At 70.1% G+C, this 21,996-nt stretch carries 16 protein-coding genes and 1 tRNA gene; 10 read left to right on the plus strand and 7 right to left on the minus strand.

Features of this window, described 5'->3' with window-relative positions:
- Positions 1-70: 70 nt before the first annotated feature.
- Positions 71-2,866, minus strand: a complete 2,796-nt coding sequence (gene aceE / locus AB0K15_RS34740; RefSeq protein WP_364060264.1) for a pyruvate dehydrogenase (acetyl-transferring), homodimeric type — start codon at positions 2,864-2,866, stop codon at positions 71-73.
- A gap of 431 nt (positions 2,867-3,297) precedes the next feature.
- Here aceE and AB0K15_RS34745 point away from each other — a divergent pair, with 431 nt between their 5' ends.
- The 4 genes from AB0K15_RS34745 (at position 3,298) to AB0K15_RS34760 (ending at position 5,864) form a co-directional block, all read left to right on the plus strand.
- On the plus strand, positions 3,298-3,732 hold the full coding sequence (locus AB0K15_RS34745; protein ID WP_285969388.1) for a DUF3052 domain-containing protein: 435 nt from the start codon (positions 3,298-3,300) through the stop codon (positions 3,730-3,732).
- A gap of 75 nt (positions 3,733-3,807) precedes the next feature.
- Entirely contained in the window at positions 3,808-4,269 is a 462-nt protein-coding gene (locus AB0K15_RS34750; RefSeq protein ID WP_220237891.1) for a peroxiredoxin, read from the plus strand.
- Between the two features lie 48 nt (positions 4,270-4,317).
- Positions 4,318-4,389 (plus strand) — tRNA-Val (locus tag AB0K15_RS34755).
- 359 nt (positions 4,390-4,748) lie between these two features.
- A complete protein-coding gene (locus AB0K15_RS34760) occupies positions 4,749-5,864 on the plus strand; it encodes a hypothetical protein (RefSeq protein ID WP_364060268.1) in 1,116 nt (371 codons plus the stop codon).
- A gap of 149 nt (positions 5,865-6,013) precedes the next feature.
- On the opposite strand, the gene AB0K15_RS34765 is transcribed toward AB0K15_RS34760, so the two are convergent.
- Entirely contained in the window at positions 6,014-6,565 is a 552-nt protein-coding gene (locus AB0K15_RS34765) for a carboxymuconolactone decarboxylase family protein (protein WP_364060271.1), read from the minus strand.
- Positions 6,566-6,645: 80 nt separating this feature from the next.
- Here AB0K15_RS34765 and AB0K15_RS34770 point away from each other — a divergent pair, with 80 nt between their 5' ends.
- The gene (locus AB0K15_RS34770; protein ID WP_364060274.1) at positions 6,646-7,107 is read left to right on the plus strand and encodes a MarR family transcriptional regulator; all 462 of its coding nucleotides are present in this window, start codon (positions 6,646-6,648) and stop codon (positions 7,105-7,107) included.
- Between the two features lie 4 nt (positions 7,108-7,111).
- On the opposite strand, the gene AB0K15_RS34775 is transcribed toward AB0K15_RS34770, so the two are convergent.
- Positions 7,112-8,308: an aminotransferase class V-fold PLP-dependent enzyme gene (locus AB0K15_RS34775; protein ID WP_364060277.1), complete on the minus strand. Its 1,197-nt coding sequence runs from the start codon at positions 8,306-8,308 to the stop codon at positions 7,112-7,114.
- 45 nt (positions 8,309-8,353) lie between these two features.
- Here AB0K15_RS34775 and AB0K15_RS34780 point away from each other — a divergent pair, with 45 nt between their 5' ends.
- Both AB0K15_RS34780 and AB0K15_RS34785 read left to right on the plus strand, forming a co-directional pair.
- Complete coding sequence (locus tag AB0K15_RS34780; protein WP_364060280.1) at positions 8,354-8,971, plus strand: GntR family transcriptional regulator; 618 nt, start codon at positions 8,354-8,356, stop codon at positions 8,969-8,971.
- A gap of 4 nt (positions 8,972-8,975) precedes the next feature.
- Positions 8,976-9,743 carry a metallophosphoesterase gene (locus AB0K15_RS34785; RefSeq protein WP_364060283.1) on the plus strand — a complete coding sequence of 256 codons (768 nt, stop codon included), beginning with the start codon at positions 8,976-8,978 and terminating at the stop codon, positions 9,741-9,743.
- Here the strand turns inward: AB0K15_RS34785 and AB0K15_RS34790 are convergent.
- From AB0K15_RS34790 to AB0K15_RS34805, 4 genes are read right to left on the minus strand one after another with little or no spacing between them, the layout of a single operon-like run.
- Positions 9,733-11,358, minus strand: a complete 1,626-nt coding sequence (locus AB0K15_RS34790; protein WP_364060286.1) for a CocE/NonD family hydrolase — start codon at positions 11,356-11,358, stop codon at positions 9,733-9,735. The two genes, AB0K15_RS34785 and AB0K15_RS34790, sit on opposite strands and share 11 nt — an antisense overlap.
- Positions 11,359-11,418: 60 nt before the next feature.
- Positions 11,419-12,381, minus strand: coding sequence for an asparaginase (locus AB0K15_RS34795; protein WP_364060289.1), 963 nt, complete (start codon positions 12,379-12,381; stop codon positions 11,419-11,421).
- Positions 12,378-13,814 (minus strand): amino acid permease, encoded by a 1,437-nt coding sequence (locus tag AB0K15_RS34800; RefSeq protein ID WP_364060292.1) that lies wholly within the window; start codon positions 13,812-13,814, stop codon positions 12,378-12,380. The genes AB0K15_RS34795 and AB0K15_RS34800 overlap by 4 nt, the downstream gene beginning before the upstream one ends.
- 4 nt (positions 13,815-13,818) lie before the next feature.
- Positions 13,819-14,490 carry a FadR/GntR family transcriptional regulator gene (locus AB0K15_RS34805; RefSeq protein WP_364060294.1) on the minus strand — a complete coding sequence of 224 codons (672 nt, stop codon included), beginning with the start codon at positions 14,488-14,490 and terminating at the stop codon, positions 13,819-13,821.
- A 374-nt stretch (positions 14,491-14,864) separates the two neighbouring features.
- Between AB0K15_RS34805 and dnaE the strand changes: the two genes are divergently transcribed.
- The 3 genes from dnaE to AB0K15_RS34820 all read left to right on the plus strand — a co-directional run bounded on the left by dnaE (position 14,865) and on the right by AB0K15_RS34820 (position 21,607).
- Complete coding sequence (gene dnaE, locus AB0K15_RS34810) at positions 14,865-18,452, plus strand: DNA polymerase III subunit alpha (RefSeq protein ID WP_364060297.1); 3,588 nt, start codon at positions 14,865-14,867, stop codon at positions 18,450-18,452.
- Complete coding sequence (locus AB0K15_RS34815; protein ID WP_364060300.1) at positions 18,452-19,927, plus strand: MFS transporter; 1,476 nt, start codon at positions 18,452-18,454, stop codon at positions 19,925-19,927. The genes dnaE and AB0K15_RS34815 overlap by 1 nt, the downstream gene beginning before the upstream one ends.
- Before the next feature lie 483 nt (positions 19,928-20,410).
- Positions 20,411-21,607: a low temperature requirement protein A gene (locus AB0K15_RS34820; RefSeq protein ID WP_364060302.1), complete on the plus strand. Its 1,197-nt coding sequence runs from the start codon at positions 20,411-20,413 to the stop codon at positions 21,605-21,607.
- Positions 21,608-21,996: the final 389 nt, after the last annotated feature.

The raw sequence follows: 21,996 nt of genomic DNA on the forward strand, positions 1-21,996 counted from the left end.
GCTCGGGCCTCGAAACAGCAAGACCCTCCAGGCCATTGTCCGGCCCGGAGGGTCTTGCGGCGACCACGGCTTACGCGTTGCCGGAGTCCGACGTCTGCGGGCCGGCGGCCGAGATGTCGTCGAGGCGGTAGCGGCGCACCGCTTCGGTCACCTTGTCCTGCGCCACCTCGCCGCGCTTGGCGAGCGCCGTGAGGGCGCCGACCACGATCGACTGCGCGTCCACGAGGAACTTGCGCCGGGCGGCCGGGCGGGTGTCGGAGAAACCGAACCCGTCGGTGCCGAGCGTGAGCATGTCGGTGGGCACCCACGGGCGGATCAGGTCCGGCACCGCGCGCATCCAGTCCGACACCGCCACGACCGGCCCGTTGACGCCCGACAGCGCCTGAGTCACGTACGGCACGCGGGGGCTGTCGGCCGGGTGGAGCAGGTTGTCGTGGTCGATCTCCACGGCCTCGCGGCGCAGCTCGGTCCACGACGTGGCCGACCACACCGCCGCGCGCACGCCCCACTCCTCGGCCAGCAGCTGCTGGGCCTTGAGCGCGTCGGGCATCGTGACGCCCGAGACGAGGATGTGCGCCTCCGGGCCGTCGCCCGCCGGGGCGTCGGCGTACTTGTAGAGGCCCTTGAGCAGGCCGTCGACGTCGAGGTTCTCCGGCTCGGCGGGCTGCTGGTAGGGCTCGTTGTAGATCGTCAGGTAGTAGAAGATGTTCTCGCCGTTGCCGTGCGGCCCGGTCTCGCCGTACATGCGCCGCAGACCATCACGGACGATGTGGGCGATCTCGAACGAGTAGGCCGGGTCGTAGGCCACGACCGCCGGGTTGGTCGCCGACAGCAGCAGCGAGTGCCCGTCGGCGTGCTGCAGGCCCTCACCGGTCAGCGTGGTGCGGCCCGCGGTGGCGCCGAGCACGAAGCCGCGCGCCATCTGGTCCGCCGCCGCGTACAGGCCGTCGCCGGTGCGCTGGAACCCGAACATCGAGTAGAAGATGTAGATCGGGATCATCGGCTCGCCGTGCGTGGCGTACGAGGTGCCGACGGCCGTGAACGACGCGGTGGAACCCGCCTCGTTGATGCCCTCGTGCAGCAGCTGGCCCTTCTCGGACTCCTTGTAGGCCAGCATCAGGCTCGCGTCGACCGAGGTGTACGTCTGGCCGTGCGGGTTGTAGATCTTGGCCGTCGGGAACATCGAGTCGAGACCGAACGTGCGGGCCTCGTCCGGGATGATCGGGACGACGCGCTTGCCGATCTCCGAGTCCTTCGCCAGCTCGCGCACGAGCCGGACGAACGCCATCGTGGTGGCGACCTCCTGCTTGCCCGAGCCCTTCCGGATGCCCTCGTAGACCTTGTCGCCCGGCAGCACGAGCGCCTTGGCGTGCTTCGGCCGGCGCTCGGGCAGGTAGCCGCCCAGCGCCTTGCGGCGGCCGATCATGTACTCGATCTCGGGCGAGTCGGGGCCCGGGTGGAAGTACGGCGGCAGCTTCGGGTCACGCTCGAGCTCGGCGTCGCTGATCGGGATGCGCTGGGCGTCGCGGAACAGCTTGAGGTCGTCGAGCGTGAGCTTCTTCATCTGGTGCGTGGCGTTGCGGCCCTCGAACGCCGGGCCCAGGCCGTAGCCCTTGATGGTGTGGGCGAGGATCACCGTCGGCTGGCCGTGGTGCTCCATGGCGGCCTTGTACGCCGCGTACACCTTGCGGTAGTCGTGGCCACCGCGCTTGAGGTTCCAGATGTCGGCGTCGGACAGGTCCTTGACCAGGTCCTTCGTCCGCGGGTCGCGGCCGAAGAAGTGCTCGCGCACGTACGCGCCGTCATTCGCCTTGTACGTCTGGTAGTCGCCGTCCGGCGTCACGTTCATCAGGTTGACCAGGGCGCCGTCGCGGTCGGCGTGCAGCAGCGAGTCCCACTCACGGCCCCAGATGACCTTGATCACGTTCCAGCCCGCGCCGCGGAAGTACGACTCGAGCTCCTGGATGATCTTGCCGTTGCCGCGCACCGGGCCGTCGAGCCGCTGCAGGTTGCAGTTGATCACGAAGGTCAGGTTGTCGAGGCCCTCGCCCGCGGCCACGTGGATGAGGCCGCGCGACTCCGGCTCGTCCATCTCGCCGTCGCCGAGGAACGCCCACACGTGCTGGTCGTTGGTGTCCTTGATGCCGCGGTCGCGCAGGTAGCGGTTGAACCGGGCCTGGTAGATGGCGTTCATCGGGCCGAGGCCCATCGACACCGTGGGGTTCTCCCAGAAGTCCGGCATCAGCCGCGGGTGCGGGTACGACGGCAGGCCGCCGCCCTCGCCGGCGTGGCTGTACTCCTGGCGGAAGCCGTCGAGCTGCTGCTCGGACAGGCGGCCCTCGAGGAACGCCCGCGCGTACATGCCCGGGGAGGCGTGGCCCTGGAAGAAGACCTGGTCACCGCCGCCGGAGTGGTCCTTGCCGCGGAAGAAGTGGTTGAAGCCCACCTCGTACAGCGCCGCGGACGAGGCGTAGGTCGAGATGTGCCCGCCGACGCCGACACCCGGCCGCTGCGCGCGGTGCACCATGATCGCGGCGTTCCAGCGGATGTAGCGGCGGTAGCGGCGCTCGATCTCCTCGTCGCCGGGGAACCACGGCTCGTTCTCCGTGGGGATGGTGTTCACGTAGTCCGTGGACGTGAGCGCGGGCACGCCGACGTTGCGCTCGCGGGCGCGCTCCAGGATGCGCAGCATCAGGTAACGCGCGCGCTGCTGGCCACCCCTGGCCAGCGCCTCGTCGAAGGAGTCCAGCCACTCGGCGGTCTCCTCCGGGTCGATGTCGGGCAGGTGCGCCGCGAGTCCGTCACGGATGACGCGTACGCGTGCCGGGGTCTCCTTGCCGGAGGCGCCGTCGTTCTGCGGGGCCAAGGGGTCTCCTTGTAGCTGGTTGTAGCCGTTGTAGCTGCTGGGCGGGAGTGCACGCCGATTTCCATCGTCGTCCCCGGCCCGGCTCCCGTCACCTTTACTGTCCGGTAACAAGGGTCGCCCCGAGTGCACCACTCCCCGCGTGCGGTGTATCGCGCGCGCGTTTTCTTCTCCACAACCCTAGAGGAGAGGTTTCCGGGGGTTGCCGGAGCGGTCGTGCGACACTGCCCACAGACACCTGTCCCGGGGTCACCGAAGACCCCGGGGGGCCTCCACGCTGCGACACGACTTGTCAAAGATCCGGTGTGGACGGTTGCGCGCAGCGCCGCGCCAGTGTTCGCTATCGACAACCGTGTACCCGAGTGTGGTGGCCGGCGCAGCTTCACCTGCGTCACCGACCGCCGCGCTCCGTCGTAGTTGGAGGAGTGGAAGCAGTGGTCGCCGCGGGAGACGCAGGCACTGCCGGCGTCGCCGAGAGCCTTGGCATCAAGCCGGACATGGTGGTCCAGGAGATCGGCTGGGACGAGGACGTCGACGACGACGTCCGCGCGGCGATCGAGGAGGCGATCGGCGCCGAACTCCTCGACGAGGACGCCGACGAAGTCATCGACGTCGTGCTGCTCTGGTGGCGCGAAGACGACGGCGACCTGGGCGACGCCCTGGTCGACGCCCGCGGTCCGCTGGACGAGAACGGCGTGATCTGGGTGCTGACGCCCAAGACGGGTCAGCCCGGGCACGTCGAGCCCAGTGAGATCGCCGAAGCCGTGCCGCAGGTCGGTCTGTCGCAGACCGCCAACATCAGCGTGGGAGCCGACTGGCTCGGGACCCGCCTGGTGTCGCCGAAGTCCTCGAAGGCGAAACAGCGGTGAACCGGGGCCTGCGCAACTGACACGATAGGGTTGTCGGCGCAGGTTTCGTGATCGCTTTCGGAGAGGATTCGCCGCATGGCCGTCGAGGTCGGTACGCCAGCCCCGGACTTCACGCTCAACGACTACAACAAGCAGCCCGTCACGCTGTCGTCGTTCAAGGGCGACAAGCCGGTGCTGCTGGTCTTCTTCCCGTTCGCGTTCAGCGGGACCTGCACCGGCGAGCTGTGCCAGCTGCGTGACGAGTTCGCCGACTACGACACCCAGGGCGTCCAGATCCTGGGCGTCTCCGTCGACGCGGTCTTCTCGCTGAAGGTGTGGGCCGAGCAGCAGAACTACCAGTTCCCGCTGCTCTCGGACTTCTGGCCGCACGGCGCGGTCGCCCAGGCCTACGGCGTCTTCAACGACAAGGCCGGCATGGCCCTGCGCGGCACGTTCCTCATCGACACCGACGGCATCGTCCGCTTCGCCGAGGTCAACCAGCCCGGCGAAGCCCGCGACCAGTCGGCGTGGAAGAAGGCCGTGGCCGAACTGGCCTGACTTTCCGGCGGAACCCCGCTCCGGCTTCCGACGCGGAGTTCCGCCGCCGGGCGCATAGCTCAGCGGAAGAGCACTCGGTTTACACCCGAGCGGTCGCAGGTTCGAACCCTGCTGCGCCCACGCGGTTCTCTGGGCGAGCCGTGTTCGCGGAAAGCGCGAACCGGGTCGCCCCGCGGTGTCTTTTGGGGGTGCAACCCCCAAACCCCGCCCGGCGGGCTTCGCCCCCGGACCCCCACGGTGGTCGCCTTGGGTCGCTTCGCGTCCGCATCCCATTTTGGTCGCCTTGGGTGGCTTCGCGTCCGGATCCCCAGGGTGGTCGTCTGTGGGTGGTTGCGCGCCTGGAGTGCTGCGGTGGTCGGCTTCGGTCGATCAGTAACGGTTGGCGATCGGTCGGGTGCGGGGAGCGTCCGGGGCGAAGGGGCGGCCCTACCCTGGTTCGAGCGTGATCGGGCGGCGCCGGTCCGCGCTGGGGGGAACGGGTGGACGCGCAGCGTGCGTATCGGCGGGTGAGCTGGACGTTCGGGTTCTTCGCCCTGCTCATGTCCACTTCCCTGGGCATCGCGGTCGTCGCGGAGGGGACGCTGCGCGGGCCGGGCGTGTCGTGGGTGCCGGTGCTCGTGCTGGCGCTCGTGGCGGTGGTCGGGGTGGTCGTGCTCCGGGCCGGGCGGAAGGCGGCGTCACGGCGCTACGTCGAGAACGCACTGCGGCGCGGCCGAGCCGGGTTCTCGCCCGCGTTCCCCTTCACGCTGGTCACGTGGGTGCTGGGCGGTGTGGGCTTCGGCGCGCTCGCCGGTACCGCGGTCGTGGCCGCCGACCTCGGCGACGCCGACTCGCGCGCACACCTGCAGGCGGTCGTGGACTTCTCCCGGCCGATCCTGGTGCTCTTCACGAGCCTCCTGGTCCTCGCCGCCGCGGGCTACTACTCGTGGCGCTTCCGGGAACGCCACGAGCTCCTCACGTTGCAGGCGGCGGGAATCGCGGTCCTGGTCGAACCGGAGCCGCCGCGGCCGATGAAGGTCACCCGGATGTGGCTCGTCGGCACGCTCGTCGACGCACTGCTCTTCGCGGGCGCGATCGTGCCCCGGCTGCTGTCCGGCGACGATCGCCCGACCTCGGACGAGCTCACCACGGGCGGCTTCAACGTCGTCGCGGGACCGGCGGTCGTGAGCTTCTCGATCCTGCTGCTCATGCTGGCCAACTGGTCGACGCGCCGATCCGCGCTGCGGGCGCTGCTGCACCCGGCTTCCCTCACGGCCATCGGCCTCGTGCTGCTCGGCTACGCGCTCGACAGCGGCGCCGGCCTCACCGTCGTGGGGACCGTCCTCGGCGTCGGCGGCACCCTGCTCGGCTCGGCCACCTGCCTGAACATCATGACCCGCGGCGCCCAGCCGTGGATGGGCCTGCTGTACCTCGCCGGCAACTACGTCTACGGCTACCTCACCGCCCCGAACGGCGACTACGACCTCCCGCAGGGCGTCACCGGCTGGATCATCGCGGTACTGGCCGCGGCCTACACGAGCCGCGAGGCGGTCAAGCACTACCGGGAGTGGACCTCGGTGGAGCCACCGAGCCGCGCGGAGCCGCCGCCGTTCTGACGGTGGACGCCCGGGGCCGGGCCTGCCCCCTCGACAGGCCCGGCCGCGTGGTGCGCGTCGCGGGTGAACGTGGAGCAGGAGGCCCGGCGGGGCCACGTGGATACGTCGGGGACTGCGGCAAACGGGTGATCTTCCGGGTCCGGTGACGGTCAGGCGGCGGTCCACGAGTGCTCGGCCAGGCTCGGGTGAAGGGGAGCGGCCACGAGCCGGTTGGCGAACGTCGAAAGCGTGTACGCGCCGATGCCCAGCACCACCTCGAGCGCCTGCCGCGGCGTGTAGCCGGCGGCGAGGAACGCCTCGAGGTCGGCGGCAGGCACGTCACCGGTCGTCGCGAACGTGGTCAAGGCGAACCGGCGCAGTGCCTCCAGTCTCGGGATCGGCAGCGGTTCCGCCGCGCGCAGGGCCGCGATCAGCGAAGCCGGCGCGTCGAGCTGCACCAGCTTCGCGGTGTGCAGTGCGACGCAGAAGTGGCAGCGGTTGCGCGTGGAGACCACCAGGATCAGCGTCTCGCGTTCCAGCGGCGACAGCGTGGTCGTTTCGAACAGCGCACTCAGCTTGAGGAACCCGGTCAGCAGCTCCGGCGACGCCGCCAACCGGGCGACGGCGGCGGGCAGCGAGCCGAACTGGGCTTCGGTCGCTGCCAGTGCGCGGCGGGCGGCCGGCGGGGCGCTCTCGGCGGTGTGCTCGGGAAAGTGCGGCACGGGACCCTCCTGGGGTAAAGTCGTCAACATGGTTGTCGAATTCCAGAAGGTAAACCTGGTTGTCGAATTTGGCAAGCGGCATGGCTGACGCGCCCGGCTTCGAGCTGCCGTTGCTGCTGTTCGCGGGCTTCCGCACGCTGATCGACGACCTGCACGCCGAGCTCGCCCGCCAGGGTCACCCCGACGTGCGCCCCGCGTTCGGCTTCGCGATGCAGGCCATCGGAGGGCGCGGGGCCACGGCTTCGGAGCTCGGCAAACGGCTCGGCGTCTCGAAGCAGGCCGCCGGCAAGACCGTCGACCGCCTGGAGCAGCTCGGGTACGCCGAGCGCGCCGACGACCCCGACGACGCCCGCCGTAAGCTGGTGCGGCTCACCCCGCGCGGCATCGACTCGCTCGCCCGCTCCGCCGCGATTTTCGAAACGCTGCGTGCGAACTGGGTGAAAGAGCTCGGCGCCGACCGCGTCCGCGCCCTCGAAGCCGACCTGCGCACCATGACCGGCGGTGGCTTCCGGCTCGACGTCGCCGGCTGGTTCGCCGGCTAGCCCGTCAGCGTGACTCCCGGGCCAGCTTCGCCACCTCGCTCGTCAGCAGGTCGATCTCGCCGTCGGTGTTGTAGTAGTGCACGGACGCGCGGACGAGGTCGGGCAGGCCGCGGGCGGTGAAGTCGTACTGCGCCGAGGTCGCGTGGGTCACGCTCGTGTTGATCTTCGCGGCCGAAAGCCGCACCTTCACCTGCTCCGCGCCGAGCCCGTCGAGGCTGAACGCGACGAGCCCGCACTTGCGCTCGCCGACGTCGTGCACCCGCACGCCGTCGAGCTCGCCGAGGCGGCCGCGCAGTGTCGCGCCCAGCTCGGTCACGCGGTGCTCGATCGCCGGCAGGCCCCATTCGAGCGCGTAGTCGACGGCCGCACCGAGTCCCAGCACGGCCGCGTAGTCGCGTTCCCAGACCTCGAACCGTTTCGCCGTCGGGTCCACCACGAACTCGTCCGGCGACTCCCAGCTGGCCGAGTGCAGGTCGAGCGTCGCCGGCTCCAGCCGCTCGCGCAGCCGCGAGTGCACGTAGAGGAAGCCGGTGCCGCGCGGCCCGCGCAGGTACTTGCGGCCGGTGGCCGACAGTGCGTCGCACTGCAGGAGCTCGACGTCGAGGTCGAGCTGTCCGGCCGACTGGCACGCGTCGAGCAGGAACGGGATCCCGGCCTCGCGCGCGACCTTGCCGATCTCCTCGGCCGGGTTCACCAGGCCGCACTGCGTCGGCACGTGGCTCACGGCGATGAGCTTCACGTCGTCGTCGATCAGGCGGCGCAGGTCGGCCACGTCGAGCTGGCCGGTCTCGTCGTCGGCGACCACCTCCACGCGTGCTCCGGTGCGGCGCGCCACCTGGAGGTAGGCGATCGCGTTGCTCGCGTACTCGGCGCGGGAGGTCAGGATCCTCTCGCCGGGGCCGAAGCGCAGCGCGTAGAAGACCGCCTGCCACGAGCGCGTCGCGTTGTCCGTGATCGCGATGTCCTCGGGCGCGGCGTTGATCAGCCTCGCCACGGACGTGTACACGGCTTCGGTGCGCTCGGCCGCCGCCGCGGCGGCCTCGTAGCCACCGACCAGCGCTTCGGCTCGCAGGTAGTCGACCATCGTGTCGGTGACGCGGGCCGGCGGGAGCGCCGAACCGGCGTTGTTGAAGTGGACGACGCCGGTGCAACCGGGCGTCTCGGCGCGGGCGCGGGCCACGTCGGCGGGCTGGATGACCATGTGAACTGAATACAGTAGGGCCAGTCTGTATGCAATACTGCGCGGATGACCAAGCGACTCCTGCGGGGTGAGCTCATCGAGGAGATCACCGCGCGCGTGCTCGACGGCAGGCTGGACGACCGCATCAACGAGGTGCACCTCGCCCGCGAGCTCGGCGTGAGCCGCACGCCGCTGCGGGAGGCGCTCATCGGGCTCGCCGACCGCGGGCTGCTCGTCGCCGCGCCTGGGCGCGGGTTCCTCGTCGCGCCGCTCGACCCGGAGGAGGCCCGGCGGCTCTACCCCCTGGTCGCCGAGCTGGAGTCGCTCGCCCTGCGCTGGACCTCGCCGCTGGACCTGACTCTGCTGCCGGACGCGCTCGACGCCATCGCCGACGAGATGACGGCCCTGCCCGCCGGCGCCGATCTGTCCGCTGTGGACGATCGCTGGCACGAGCTGTTGCTCTCCCGCTGTACGAACCCGCATCTGCTGCGCTTGATCGAGCAGACGAAACCCCTGCTCAAGCGCTACGAATCCGTGTACTTCGGCGGCCTGGAGCGGGCCGCCGAGAGCATCGCCGAGCACCGGGCGATCGCCGACGCGCTGCGCTCCGGCGACGGGCCCGGCGCGACCGCGCTGCTCGTGCGCAACTGGGTCAAGGCATTGGCATACCTCGAACGGAGCTGAACGTATGAAGGTCTTCGCGCACCTGTCGGACATCCATCTCGACGGCGGCGACCGCGCCGACGCGCGCACCACCGCGGTGCTCGACTACCTGCGCGCCCTCGCGCGCCCGATCGAGGCCGTGTTCGTCACGGGCGACCTCGCCGACCACGGCCTGCCCGAGGAGTACCGCCGCGCGACCGAGCTGCTCAAACACCCCGCGCCCGTGCTCACGTGCCCCGGCAACCACGACGTGCGCGAGGCCTTCCGCGAGGTCCTGCTCGGCGAGCCGGCGAGCGCCGCGCCGGTGAACGTCGCCACCGACGTGAACGGCGTCCTCGTGGCCATGTGCGACTCGACGATCCCCGGCCGGGGCGCCGGTTACCTCGAAGACGCGACGCTGACGTGGCTCGACGAAGCGCTCACCGCCCACGACGGACCCGCGTTCGTCGCCTTCCACCACCCGCCGGTCGAGGTCGGCATCCCGCTCGTGGACGCCATCCGCCAGACCGGCGAAGACCGCCTCGCCGAGGTCCTGCGGCGCCACCCGCGGGTGCTCGCGCTGCTCTGCGGCCACGTCCACACCGGCGCCGCCACGACGTTCGCGGGCGTGCCTGTGCGCGTCGCTCCCGGCGTGGTCTCCGGGGGGCTGCTGCCCGTCGAGCCCGGTGCCGACCGCGGCTGGGACGAAGGGGGCCCGATCGACCTCGAGCGGCCGCCGTCACTGCTGCTGCACGTGCTGCACGACGACGGCCGGCTCACCACCCACCAGCGGGTGGTGGCGTTCAGCGGCTGAAGACCGGCAGCGTGACCCGCGAAGGGTGCGCCGCGTCGTGGAAGATCTCGAACCGGTTCGCCTTGCCGTCGACTGCGCTGGCCACCGGTTCGCCTGTGCCGTGGTTGCGGGCGAAGCGCGGGAACGCGCCGCCCGCGACCTGCACGCGCAGCCGGTGGCCGCGGCGGAACCGGTAGGCCGTGGGGTCGAGCCGAACCTGCGCCGTCACGATGCCGTCGGAGTCCGCCTCGGGCGCGCCGGGGCGCAGCCGCAGGATGCCGTCGGTGACGTTGCGGGAGCGCCCGTCCTGGTCGACGTCGCAGATCCGCACGTACACGTCGGCGTGGCCCAGTTCGGTGCGCACGAACACGGTCGCGCTCACCTCGCCGATCACGTCGAGGTCGGCGATCAGCGGTTCGCCGGTGAACACGAGCACGTCGTCGCGCGCCTCGACCGCGTTGTTGTCCTGCTGCTTGTTCGTGCCCGTCAGCAGCGGACCGCCGACCGCGGGCGTCGGGTCGGCGGGGTCGTAGGTGAACGCGGTGGGCCGGGCTTCGCCGTCGACCACCTCGCCGAGACCGCCGATCGGCCGCAGGTGTGAGTCGGTGGCCGTGGACTCGGGCGGCCACGCGTCGAAGTCGAGCCAGGTCGCCGCCTGCTGCAGGTACAGCCGCACGGGGGAGCGCTGCAGCTGCGCGCGGTCGCCGAGCAGGTGCGCACGCAGGAACCCGACCTGGTCCTGCACGGAGATCCGCAGGCTGGCCGGGTCGCCGTGGGCCCACGGCCCGATCGTGATCCGCGGCGCGCGCCCGGCGTCCTGCAGCGTGCGGAAGTCCCGCAGCTGGCCCTGGATGAACAGGTCGTACCACCCGGTGACCATGCTGACGGGCACGGTGAGCCCGGCGACCTCGGCGCTGTGGTCGGACATGGCCCAGTAGCCGTCGTCCGGTTCGGCGTGGGCGGTCACGTCGCGCAGGAACAGCACCTGCTTGCCGATCGCGGCCACGTCGGCGGCCTTGAGCGGCAGGTGCGCCATGGCGCGGCGCGTCTTGCGCTTCTGCACCGGGTTCGGCAGCCCCGCGAACCGTTCCTCCTGCCGGCCGATCATCGCCGACCACGACACCATGTTGTCGGCCGCGAGCACCCCGCCCGGGTAGAACGTGCTCACGAACTCCGAAGCCGTCACACCCAGCGCCATCGCTTCGAGCGGCGGGTCGAGGTAGGGCCCGATCGCCCACTGCGTGTGCCCGAGGTAGCTCAGGCCCGCCGTCGCCAGCCGCCCGTCGCACCACGGCTGCGCGCGCAGCCACTCGGCGGTGGCGATGCCGTCTTCGCGTTCGAGGTGGAACGGGCGGAACTCGCCCTCTGAGCCGAACGTGCCGCGCGTGCTCTGCACCACCGTCTGCAGGCCGTGGCGCGCGAAGACGCTGCCGAAGAGCGCGGCGATCGGCCCGCTGCGCCCGTACGGCGTGCGCACGAGCACCACCGGCCCCGAGCGCTGGCCGGCCGGGGTGTAGCGGTCGGCCATGAGGTGGACCCCGTCGGGCATGGGTATCCGCAGGCCCTTGGTGGCGACGGGGGCCGGGCCCTCCGCCTTCGGAAGACCGAGCAGGAGGTCCGCGACGCGCTGCAGCACAGGTTTGCCCCTTTCACCAAGCCGGACGACTTCGAAGCTACCCGTCTCGCGTGAGCGGGGTCACGCAGCGCGCGGGCGGCCTTCGAGTTCCGGGGTGACCCGCAGCGCCGGGCTCGTGAACGGGTCGAGCACACCGGCGTCGACCCCGCACAGCTCCAGCGCGGCCGCGAGCACGGCGGGCCGCGCGCGGTCGCCGCCGTCGGCGATCTTCAGCGCCACGGCCGTGCCGTCGGGCAGCGCGGCGAGCTGCACGGCCTCGAACCCGTCCTTGGCCAGGAGCCCGGGCACCGCGCGCATCACCGCGGTGACGTCACGCCGGGTACCGCCCACGAGGTCCGGGTGCTGCCGGATACCTTGGGCCACCAGGCTTTCCGGCGTGCCGGGTGCGGCGGTGGCCAGCCGCGAGGCCGCCCGGGCGAGCCCGCGCAGCGACAGCGCGAACAGCGGCGCGCCGCACCCGTCCACGGCCACGCGCGCCACGGTCTGTCCGGTGAGGTCTTCGACGGTGTCCCGGATCGCGAGCTGCAGCGGGTGCCCGGGATCGAGGTACGTGCGCGGGTCCCAGCCCTGCTCCCGGCAGGTGGCGAGCATCGCGGCGTGCTTGCCGGAGCAGTTGTGCGCGAGGCGCTCGGGCGGCCGGCCCGCGGCAACCCACGCGTCGCGCTCGACCGGGTCGAACGGGTAGTCGGCCGGGTTGCCGAGGTCCTCGGCGGTGAGGCCTCGGCCGGCCAGCACGGCGGCCGCGGCGTCGAGGTGCCGGCGCTCGCCCGAGTGGCTGGCCGCGGCGATCGCGAACCCCGCCGGCGGCAGCTTCAGGCCCAGCCGCGCCATCGCCGTGGCCTGAAGCGGCTTCGCCGTGGAGCGCGGGTACATCGCGACGTCCGGGTCGCCGGCGGCGAAGAGCGTGGACCCGTCCGGCGCCAGGGCGATCACCGAACCGTGGTGCACGCCTTCGACCATGCCGTCGCGCAGGAGGTGGACCAGGGGGACGTGCCGCGGCGCGCGCTGTTCGGGGGCACTCACTGTTCGGCCTTCTCGAACGCGCTCATGTCGATGCGCTTGCGCACGCAGAACCAGCCGATCACCAGCGCCACGACGATCACCGGCAGCGCGAGCAGCGTGATCCGGCCGGTCTTGTCGAACGCCATCAGCACCACCACGGCGGCGAGGAACACCAGCGTCGTCAGCTCGGTCCACGGCGAGCCCGGCACCCGGAACGAAGGCCGCGTCAGCTCGCCGCGGTTCGCCTTGCGCACGAACAGCAGGTGGCAGAGCACGATGATCGCCCACGTGGCGAGGATGCCGATCGCGGCGAAGTTCAGCACGATCTCGAACGCGTCCTTCGGCACCACGTAGTTGAGCCCCACGCCGAGGACGCAGACGGCGGCGGTGAGCAGGATGCCGCCGTAGGGCACCTGGTTGCGGTTCATCACGCCGGTGAACTTCGGCGCCGAACCCGCGGCCGACATCGACCGCAGGATGCGACCGGTGGAGTACAGGCCCGAGTTCAGGCTCGACATCGCGGCGGTGAGCACCACGAGGTTCATCACGCTGCCCGCCGCCGGCACGCCCAGGTGCGAGAGCACCGTCACGAACGGGCTCTCGTCGCCGGTGTAGGAGTTCCACGGCATGAGCATCGAGAGCAGCACCACGGAACCGACGTAGAACACCGCGATGCGCCACATGATCGAGTTGATCGCCTTGGGCACGATCTTCTGCGGGTTCTCCGTCTCGCCCGCCGCGACGCCGACCAGCTCCACCGACGCGTACGCGAACACCACGCCCTGCACGATGAGGATCATCGGCAGCACGCCGGCCGGGAAGATCCCGCCGTGGTCGGCGATCAGCTGCGGGCCCGGCGCGAGGCCGTCGACCGGGTGCTGCGTCACGAGCAGCACGATGCCGATGATCATGAACAGCACCAGCGCCGCGACCTTGACGATCGCGAACCAGAACTCCATCTCGCCGAACAGCTTCACCGAGACCAGGTTCAACGTCAGCACCACGGCCAGCGCGATCAGCGCCAGCACCCACTGCGGGATCGGCGCGAAGAACGACCAGAAGTGCGCGTACAGCGCGATCGCGGTGATGTCGGCGATACCCGTCGTGGACCAGTTGAGGAAGTGCATCCAGCCCGCGACGTATGCGCCCTTCTCGCCCATGAACTCCCGCGCGTAGGACACGAAGGCGCCCGAGGACGGGCGGTGCAGGATCAGCTCGCCCAGCGAGCGCACCACGAAGAACGCGAAGAGCCCGCACACGGCGTACACGATCGCCAGCGCCGGCCCGGCCTGCGCGAGCCGGCCGCCCGCGCCGAGGAACAGGCCGGTGCCGATGGCGCCGCCGATCGCGATCATGGAGATGTGGCGGGACTTCAGCGCCTTGTTGTAGCCGGCGTCACCGGCGTCGGCGTGCTTCTCCGTTTCGCCGGACGACGGAAGGGTCTGTTCACTCACGTTTTCAGTCGTTCCTGTTCTGCTTCGCCGTGCGGCCCGGCCGCACGATGGTGGTCAGCGCCTGCTCGACGCGCGCGAGGTGCGCCGTCATCGCGGCCACGGCCTCCTCCTGCGAGCCCTCGGTGATCGCCGTGACGATCCGCCGGTGCTCCACGTTCGACTCCGCGCGGCGGTCGCCCAGCTGGTTGAGGAAGGCCGACTGGCGGGCCAGCGCGTCGCGGATCTCCTCGATGACCTTGGCGAACACCGGGTTGCCGGAGGCCTGGGCGATGGTGATGTGGAACAGCGAGTCGAGCGCCACCCACGCCGTGTTGTCGGTCTCGAGCTCCATCCGTTCGACGAGGTGGTCGAGCAGGTCGAGGTGGTCGGCGTCGCGGCGCAAGGCCGTGTACCCCGCCACTGGGATTTCGACGTGCCGGCGCACCTCGATGAGGTCGCGGGCCGAATAGCCACCGAAAGTGGGGTTCTCGGCCGGGCCGGTCGCGGTGACGAACGTGCCCTTGCCGGTGCGGGAGACGGTGAGCCCGAGTGCCTGCAGCCCGCGCAGCGCCTCGCGGATCACCGACCGGCTGACCTCGAACTCCTTGCTCAGCGCGGCTTCGGACGGCAATTTGTCGCCCACGGCGTACTCGCCGCGCTCGATGGCACGGCGCAGGTAGGCCAGCACAGCCTCCATGGCGCTCACGCGACGGGGGCCTTGTCCGGCTGTCTGGCTGTCAGACAGGTTCATGGGACGAGATCGTGAAGTTCCGCCGAACCGGTGTCAAGTCAGGTGGAGGACTCCCGCACCCGGACTGGGGGAATCACCGGAATCCTGTGGGCCGGTTCACTCGCGCCGGTTCTGTCGGTGGGGCGTGCGAAGGTGGCGCCGTGGCGTCACCCGCGAAGGTTTCGTCGGGCCCCGGGCGGCATGTCGGCGGGCGCGGCGGGCGGGTGAGGAGAGAGGATCCCTACCGAGCCGCACAGCGCGAGCGCGGACTAGGGTGGAGGACCCCGGGCCGCGCCGCAGCAACAACCGGGAAGCCGTCTGCCTAGGGGAGGTTTTCGCTGGTGTCGAACGATTCCTTCGTCCACCTGCACGTCCACACCGAGTACTCGATGCTCGACGGTGCGGCGAAGATCGGACCCCTCTTCGCCGAGGCGGCGCGGCTGGGCATGCCCGCGGTGGGCATGACCGACCACGGCAACATGTACGGCGGCGACGAGTTCTACCAGACCTCCAAGAAGCACGGCCTGAAGCCGATCATCGGCATCGAGGCCTACATCGCGCCGGAGAGCCGCTTCCACAAGAAGCCGGTGTTCTGGGGCCAGGCCAGCCAGCGCGGCTCCGACGAGTTCGGTGAGGGCGGCGACGTCTCCGGTGGCGGTGCGTACACGCACATGACGATGCTGGCGGAGAACGCCACCGGGCTGCGGAACCTGTTCAAGCTCTCGTCGATCGCCTCGATCCAGGGCTACTACCGCAAGCCGCGCATGGACCGCGAGCTGATCGCGGAGAACCACGAAGGCATCATCGCCACCACCGGGTGCCCGTCGGGCGAGGTGCAGACCCGCCTGCGGCTGGGCCAGCGTGAGGCCGCGATCCAGGCCGCGTCGGACTACAAGGACATCTTCGGCGCCGACAACTTCTTCCTCGAGCTGATGGACCACGGCCTGCCGATCGAGCGGTCCGTGCGCGAGGGCCTGCTCGAGGTCGGCAAGCTGCTCGACCTCAAGCCGCTCGCGACCAACGACTCGCACTACGTCACCAAGGACCAGGCGGACACGCACTCGGCGCTGCTGTGCGTGCAGGCGGGCAAGACGCTCAACGACCCGACCCGGTTCAAGTTCGACGGCGACGGCTACTTCCTCAAGTCGGCCGAGGAGATGCGGCAGTACTGGGACAAGGAGGTCCCGGGCGCGGCCGACAGCACGCTGCTGATCGCCGAGCGCGTCCAGTCGTACGAGGACGTCTACTCGCACAAGGACCGCATGCCGGTCTTCGACGTGCCCGAGGGCCACACCGAGGCGACGTGGCTGCGCCACCAGGTGGCCGAGGGCCTCAAGTGGCGCTTCCCCGACGGCGTGCCCGACGGCTACGAGGACCGCTGCGACTACGAGCTGGGCGTGATCGAGCAGAAGGGCTTCCCGGCCTACTTCCTTATCGTCGCCGACCTCATCCAGCACGCGCGCGAGGTCGGCATCCTGGTCGGCCCCGGCCGTGGTTCCGCCGCCGGCGCGCTCGTCGCGTACGCGCTCGGCATCACGAACCTCGACCCGATCCCGCAGAAGCTGCTGTTCGAGCGGTTCCTGAACCCGGAGCGCATGTCGATGCCCGATATCGACATCGACTTCGACGACCGCCGCCGCGGCGAGATGATCCGCTACGCCACGGAGAAGTACGGCGCCGACCGCGTGGCCCAGGTGATCACGTTCGGCACCATTAAGACCAAGGCGGCGATCAAGGACTCGGCCCGCGTCCACTTCGGCCAGCCGGGCTACTCGATCGCGGACAAGATCTCCAAGGCGCTGCCGCCGCCGATCATGGCCAAGGACATCCCGCTGTCCGGCATCGTCGACTCGAAGCACGAGCGCTATGCCGAAGCCGCGGAGGTCCGCGCCCTCGTCGAGACCGACGAAGAGTGCAAGACGATCTTCGACACCGCCCGCGGACTCGAAGGCCTGATCCGCAACGCCGGCGTCCACGCCTGCGCGGTGATCATGTCGAGCGAGCCGCTCACCGACGCGATCCCGGTCTGGCAGCGCGACGACGGTTCGATCATCACCGGCTGGGACTACCCGTCGTGCGAGAACATCGGCCTGCTGAAGATGGACTTCCTGGGTCTGCGCAACCTCACGGTGATCGGCGACGCGCTGGCCAACATCAAGGCCAACCGCGGCGAGGAGATCGACCTCGACCGTCTCGGCTTCGACGACCCCGAGGCCTACAAGCTCCTGGGCCGCGGTGACACGCTCGGCGTGTTCCAGCTCGACGGTGGCGCGATGCGCGACCTGCTGCGCCGCATGCTGCCGACCGGGTTCGAGGACATCGTCGCGGTGCTCGCGCTGTACCGCCCCGGCCCGATGGGCATGAACGCGCACAACGACTACGCCGACCGAAAGAACAACCGGCAGAAGGTCACACCGATCCACCCGCAGCTCGAAGACCCGCTGCGCGAGATCCTTTCCGAGACCTACGGCCTGATCGTGTACCAAGAGCAGATCATGCAGATCGCGCAGAAGGTCGCGGGCTACACGATGGGCCGAGCGGACACGCTGCGCCGGGCCATGGGCAAGAAGAAGAAGGAAGTCCTCGAGAAGGAGTACGAGGGCTTCGAAGAGGGCATGAAGGCCAGCCCCCTGCTGCCCGGCGGCTTCTCGCCCGAAGCGGTCAAGGCGCTGTGGGACACGATCCTCCCGTTCGCCGGCTACGCGTTCAACAAGAGCCACGCGGCCGCGTACGGCCTGATCGCGTACTGGACGGCCTACCTCAAGGCGAACTACACGCCGGAGTACATGGCCGCGCTGCTCACGTCGGTGGGTGACAACAAGGACAAGTCGGCCATCTACCTGTCGGAGTGCCGTCGCCTCGGCATCAAGGTGCTGCCGCCGGACGTCAACGAGTCGGCACTGCGGTTCGCGGCCGTCGGGAACGACATCCGCTTCGGGCTGGGTGCCGTCCGCAACGTGGGCGCCAACGTGGTGGAGTCGATCATCAAGACCCGCGAGGAGAAGGGCAAGTACTCCTCGTTCACCGACTTCCTCGACAAGTCGGAGCTGGTGGCCTGCAACAAGCGGGTCATGGAGTCGCTGATCAAGGCCGGCGGGTTCGACACGATGGGCCACACCCGCCTGTCGATGATCCAGGTGCACGAGGACGCGGTGGAAGCTGTCGTGCCGCTCAAGCGCCAGGAGGCCATGGGCCAGTTCGACCTCTTCGGCTCCTTCGGCGGGGACGACGACTCGGCCGAGGCCACGCCGTCCTCGTCGCCGCTCGCGCACCTGAAATTCGGCGAGGAGGAGTACCCGCGCAAGCAGCTGCTCGCCTACGAGCGGGAGATGCTGGGCCTGTACGTGTCCGCGCACCCGCTCGACGGTGCCGAGCGCATCCTGCGCAAGCACGCGCCCAAGCCGATCGCCGGCCTGCTCGCCGACCCGCCGAAGGAGGGCGAGGTCGTGATCTCGGGCCTGCTCACCTCGCTGGAACGGCGGGTGAACAAGAAGGGCGAGCCCTGGGCCATCTGCACGGTCGAGGACATGGACGCCGCCATCGAGGTGCTGTTCTTCGCCAAGGCGTACTCGATGTTCGCCGCGGACCTCGTCGAGGACAACGCGGTGCTGGTCAAGGGCCGGGTCAACTGGCGCGAGGACAAGATGTCGGTGTTCGGCGGCGGGCTCGTGCCGCTGGACCTGTCCGAGATCGGCAACGGCGACGAGGAACCACCGCTGATGCTGCTGGCCGCCGCGGAGAAGATCGACCAGTCGGTGGTGAGCGAGCTCAAGTCGACACTGCTGGCGCACAAGGGCGAGACCCCCGTGCATCTGAAACTCGTCGGCAAGAACCAGACCGTGTTCGCGCTCTACGATTACCCCGTGAAGGTCAGCTCGATGCTCATCGGTGAGCTCAAGGGCATCCCCGGGATCACCGCCAACACCTGATGACGGAGTACGTTCCGGACCCGCTCCGGTGGCGTGCCCTCGCTGTCACGTTGACGGCCGGGTTCATGACCCTGCTCGACGTCAGCATCGTCAACACGGCCCTGCCTGCGATGCAGCGGGGCCTGAACACCGGCAGTGGCACGATCCAGTGGGTCGTGTCCGGTTACGCGCTCACGTTCGGCCTGGTGCTCGTCACGGGCGGGCGGCTCGGCGACGCGCTCGGCCGGCGGCGGATGTTCCTCTTCGCGCTGGCCGCGTTCGTCGCCACGAGCGCGCTGGCCGGCGCGGCGCAGGACCCGACGACGCTGGTGATCGCGCGGCTCGCGCAGGGCTGTGCCGCGGGTTTCCTGACTCCGCAGAACACCGGCCTGATCCAGGACCTGTTCCGCGGCGCCGAACGCGCCCGTGCGTTCGGCATGTTCGGCGCGGTGGTCGGGATCTCCACGGCCGTCGGGCCGGTGCTCGGCGGCGTGATCCTGGCCGTGTTCGGCGATCCGGGCGGCTGGCGGTGGGTGTTCTACGTGAACGTGCCCGTCGGCGCGCTGGCGTTCGGGCTCGCGATGCGGCTCCTGCCGAAGACCGAGGGGCGCGGGATCCGGCTGCGGTCCGAGATCGACGTCGCCGGTATTCTGCTGCTGGCGATCGCGGTGCTGGGGGTGCTGCTGCCGCTCGTCGAATCGCAGCAGGGTGGCCTGCGGCGCCTGTGGTGGCTCTTCCCGATCGCGGCGGTGTGCTTCGTCGGGTTCGTGCGGTGGGAACGCCGGGTGGTGGCGCGCGGCCGGGCGCCGTTGCTCGACATCCGGCTTTTCACGGGCACGCCGGGGTACGCGCCCGGCGTCGCGGTGGGGGCGCTGTACTTCTGCGGGTTCGCCGGCGTCTGGCTGGTCTTCGCCCTCTTTTTCCAGCAGGGCCTCGGCTACACGCCGTTGCAGTCCGGGTTGTCGGTCACGCCGTTCGCGATCGGCTCGGCCGTGTCGGCCGCCGTCGCGGGGCGGCTGGTGCCGCGGTTCGGGAGGCGACTGTCCGTCACCGGCCTGAGCCTGGTGGTCTTCGCTCTGCTGGTCGTCGCGGCGGTGGTGGAGCTCGTGCCGCCGCTGGCCGCGGGCTGGGCGGTCGCGCTGCCGTTGCTGCTCGGCGGAATCGGTGGCGGCATGGTGATCTCGCCGAACACCACGCTGACGCTGGAGTGCGTGCCCACGAACATGGCGGGCGCCGCCGGTGGTGCGTTGCAGACGGGGCAGCGCATCGGCACGGCGATCGGCACGGCGGTGCTGGCTTCGGTGTTCGAATCGGCGGTGGTGGCGTCGGACCGGGACTACCCGCGCTCGCTCACCATCGCGATGTGCTGCTCGGCGGCGCTGACGTGCGTCGCGCTGCTGCTGGCGATCCTGGAGCTGCGTGCGCGGCGCGTCCGGGCGGCTCGCAGTGAGGAGCACGAGGCGGCCGAGCAGGCCGCGGGTGTTCACAGACTGTGAGATGATCACGCTCACTCAGCAGTATTGGTGAACTACTTTCAGCTATCCGGGGCTGCTCCATCCGAGTGACACGCTACGTTTGACCCTGGTGCTACTCAGAGCGACCAGGTAGACCTTATGGAGCCTTCAGCACGACACTTTGGCTACCTACAGTGGCATTTCGATCGATCGACCGGGGATGGGTCGATCGGCCGAGCGGCTGAGAGTTCCGGAGTTCCACGGAATGGACACTCTTGGTCACCTCCCAGGCAACGGATCGTCGGCGTCCGCGGGGGACCGTACGGCGACCGCCGGGAGCAGTGCCCCGGGGTGGCGAGGGAGTGCGGCGAAGGCATTCGGGCGGGCCCGGAAGAGGGGGAACCGGGCCCGCCCTCCTTCACCTCGGATTTCTCCCCTTTCACCCTGTGGTGGGAGTCGTACTCGCCTGAGCGCTTTGGCCGTGTTGGGATGACGGCGTTCGTCGGGTGAGTGCGGGGAGCGTCGATGTCCCAGGGGATTTTTCCGGTCCAGCGGATCCGGGTGTGGTACCGGCCGATGCGGTCGCGCGACAGCGGTGAGAACCACCGCGTGTCCACCCCGCTGGAACTGCTGTTCGACCTGTGTTTCGTCGTCGCGGTGGGTGCCGCGAGCGCGGACCTGCACCACGAGCTGGTCGAAGGGCACATCGGCCACGGGATCCTGAGCTACGCGATGGTGTTCTTCGCGATCTGGTGGGGCTGGCTGAACTTCAGCTGGTTCGCCTCGGCGTTCGACACCGACGACGTGCCCTACCGGCTGGCCACCCTCGTGCAGATCGCCGGCGGTCTCACCGTCGCGGCCGGCGTGGACCGCGCGTTCAACGGCGACTTCCGCGTGGTGATGGTCGGCTACGTGCTCATGCGCCTCGCGATGGTGACGCAGTGGCTGCGCGCCGCGAAATCGGATCCGGAACGCCGCACGACGGCGCTTTGGTACGCGGGCGGGATCACCGTCGTGCAGGTGTTGTGGGTCGCCGACGCGTTGATCGGCTTCCCCCAGACCACGGCGGTGGTCCTGTTCGCGGTGCTGGTGGTCTGCGAGCTCGCGGTGCCGAGCATCGCCGAGTCACGGGGCGGCACGTCGTGGCATCCGCACCACATCGCCGAGCGCTACGGGCTCTTCACGCTGATCGTGCTCGGTGAGGTGGTGCTGAGCGCCACCACCGCCGTGAAGGAGGGCGTGTCCGAGGGCGAGCACGTCGGCACGCTCATCGGGCTCGCCGCGGCGGGGCTCGTGCTGGTGTTCTCGATGTGGTGGCTCTACTTCGACCAGCCGGGGCACCTGCGGCTCGTGCGTCACCCGTCGCTGCTGAGCACCTCGAGCTGGGGGTACGGGCACTATCTGATCTTCGCTTCGGCTGCTGCAGTCGGGACGGGACTCGAGCTGGCGGTGGACTACGACACGCACCACAGCGCGATCAGCGGCCTGGCCACGGCGCTGGTGGTGACCGTCCCGGTCGCGGTCTTCCTGCTGAGCGTGTGGCTGCTGCACATCGGGCCGACGAACGAGTGCCGGGAGATCGCGATCGGGTACCCGGTCACGGCGGTGCTCGTGCTGGCGGCTTCGTTCGGGCCGGCGCCCATCCACGTCGCGGCGGTGCTCGCGGCCGCGTTGGTGGCGTTGACGGTGCTCGCGACCCACGGACGGCAGCGGTCGGCTTGAGCGGGGCCGGTGGGTCTGCTGCGGCGTGCTCGGGCCGGTCGTGGCCTCCGTCGGCTTGAGCGGCATGTCGGTGCAGGTCAGGGGGCTGGCGCGCAAAAAGGGGACCCCCCTGTTCGGGCCGGTTTTCGGCCATGTAAAGTTCTCCAAGTCGCCAGGGAAACCGAGCGGCCGCCGGGAACACGAACCAAGCTCCCACCTCTGGTGGTAGAGTGGGTGGTCCCAAACCTCCGGAGCTGAACCAGCCCCCCCGCGAAGCGCGAGTTTCGCCAGGGTGTACTGTAGCTCTCCGGAACAAAAAAGCTTGAAACAACGCGGTGATCTGGTTTGCCTGCTGGGCGGGCTGGGTTGCGGTGTGTTGCTTGAGAACTCAACAGTGTGCTAGTGAACTA

Origin of the sequence: Amycolatopsis sp. NPDC049253 (genome assembly GCF_040678995.1) — a bacterium.
Lineage (GTDB): Bacteria > Actinomycetota > Actinomycetes > Mycobacteriales > Pseudonocardiaceae > Amycolatopsis.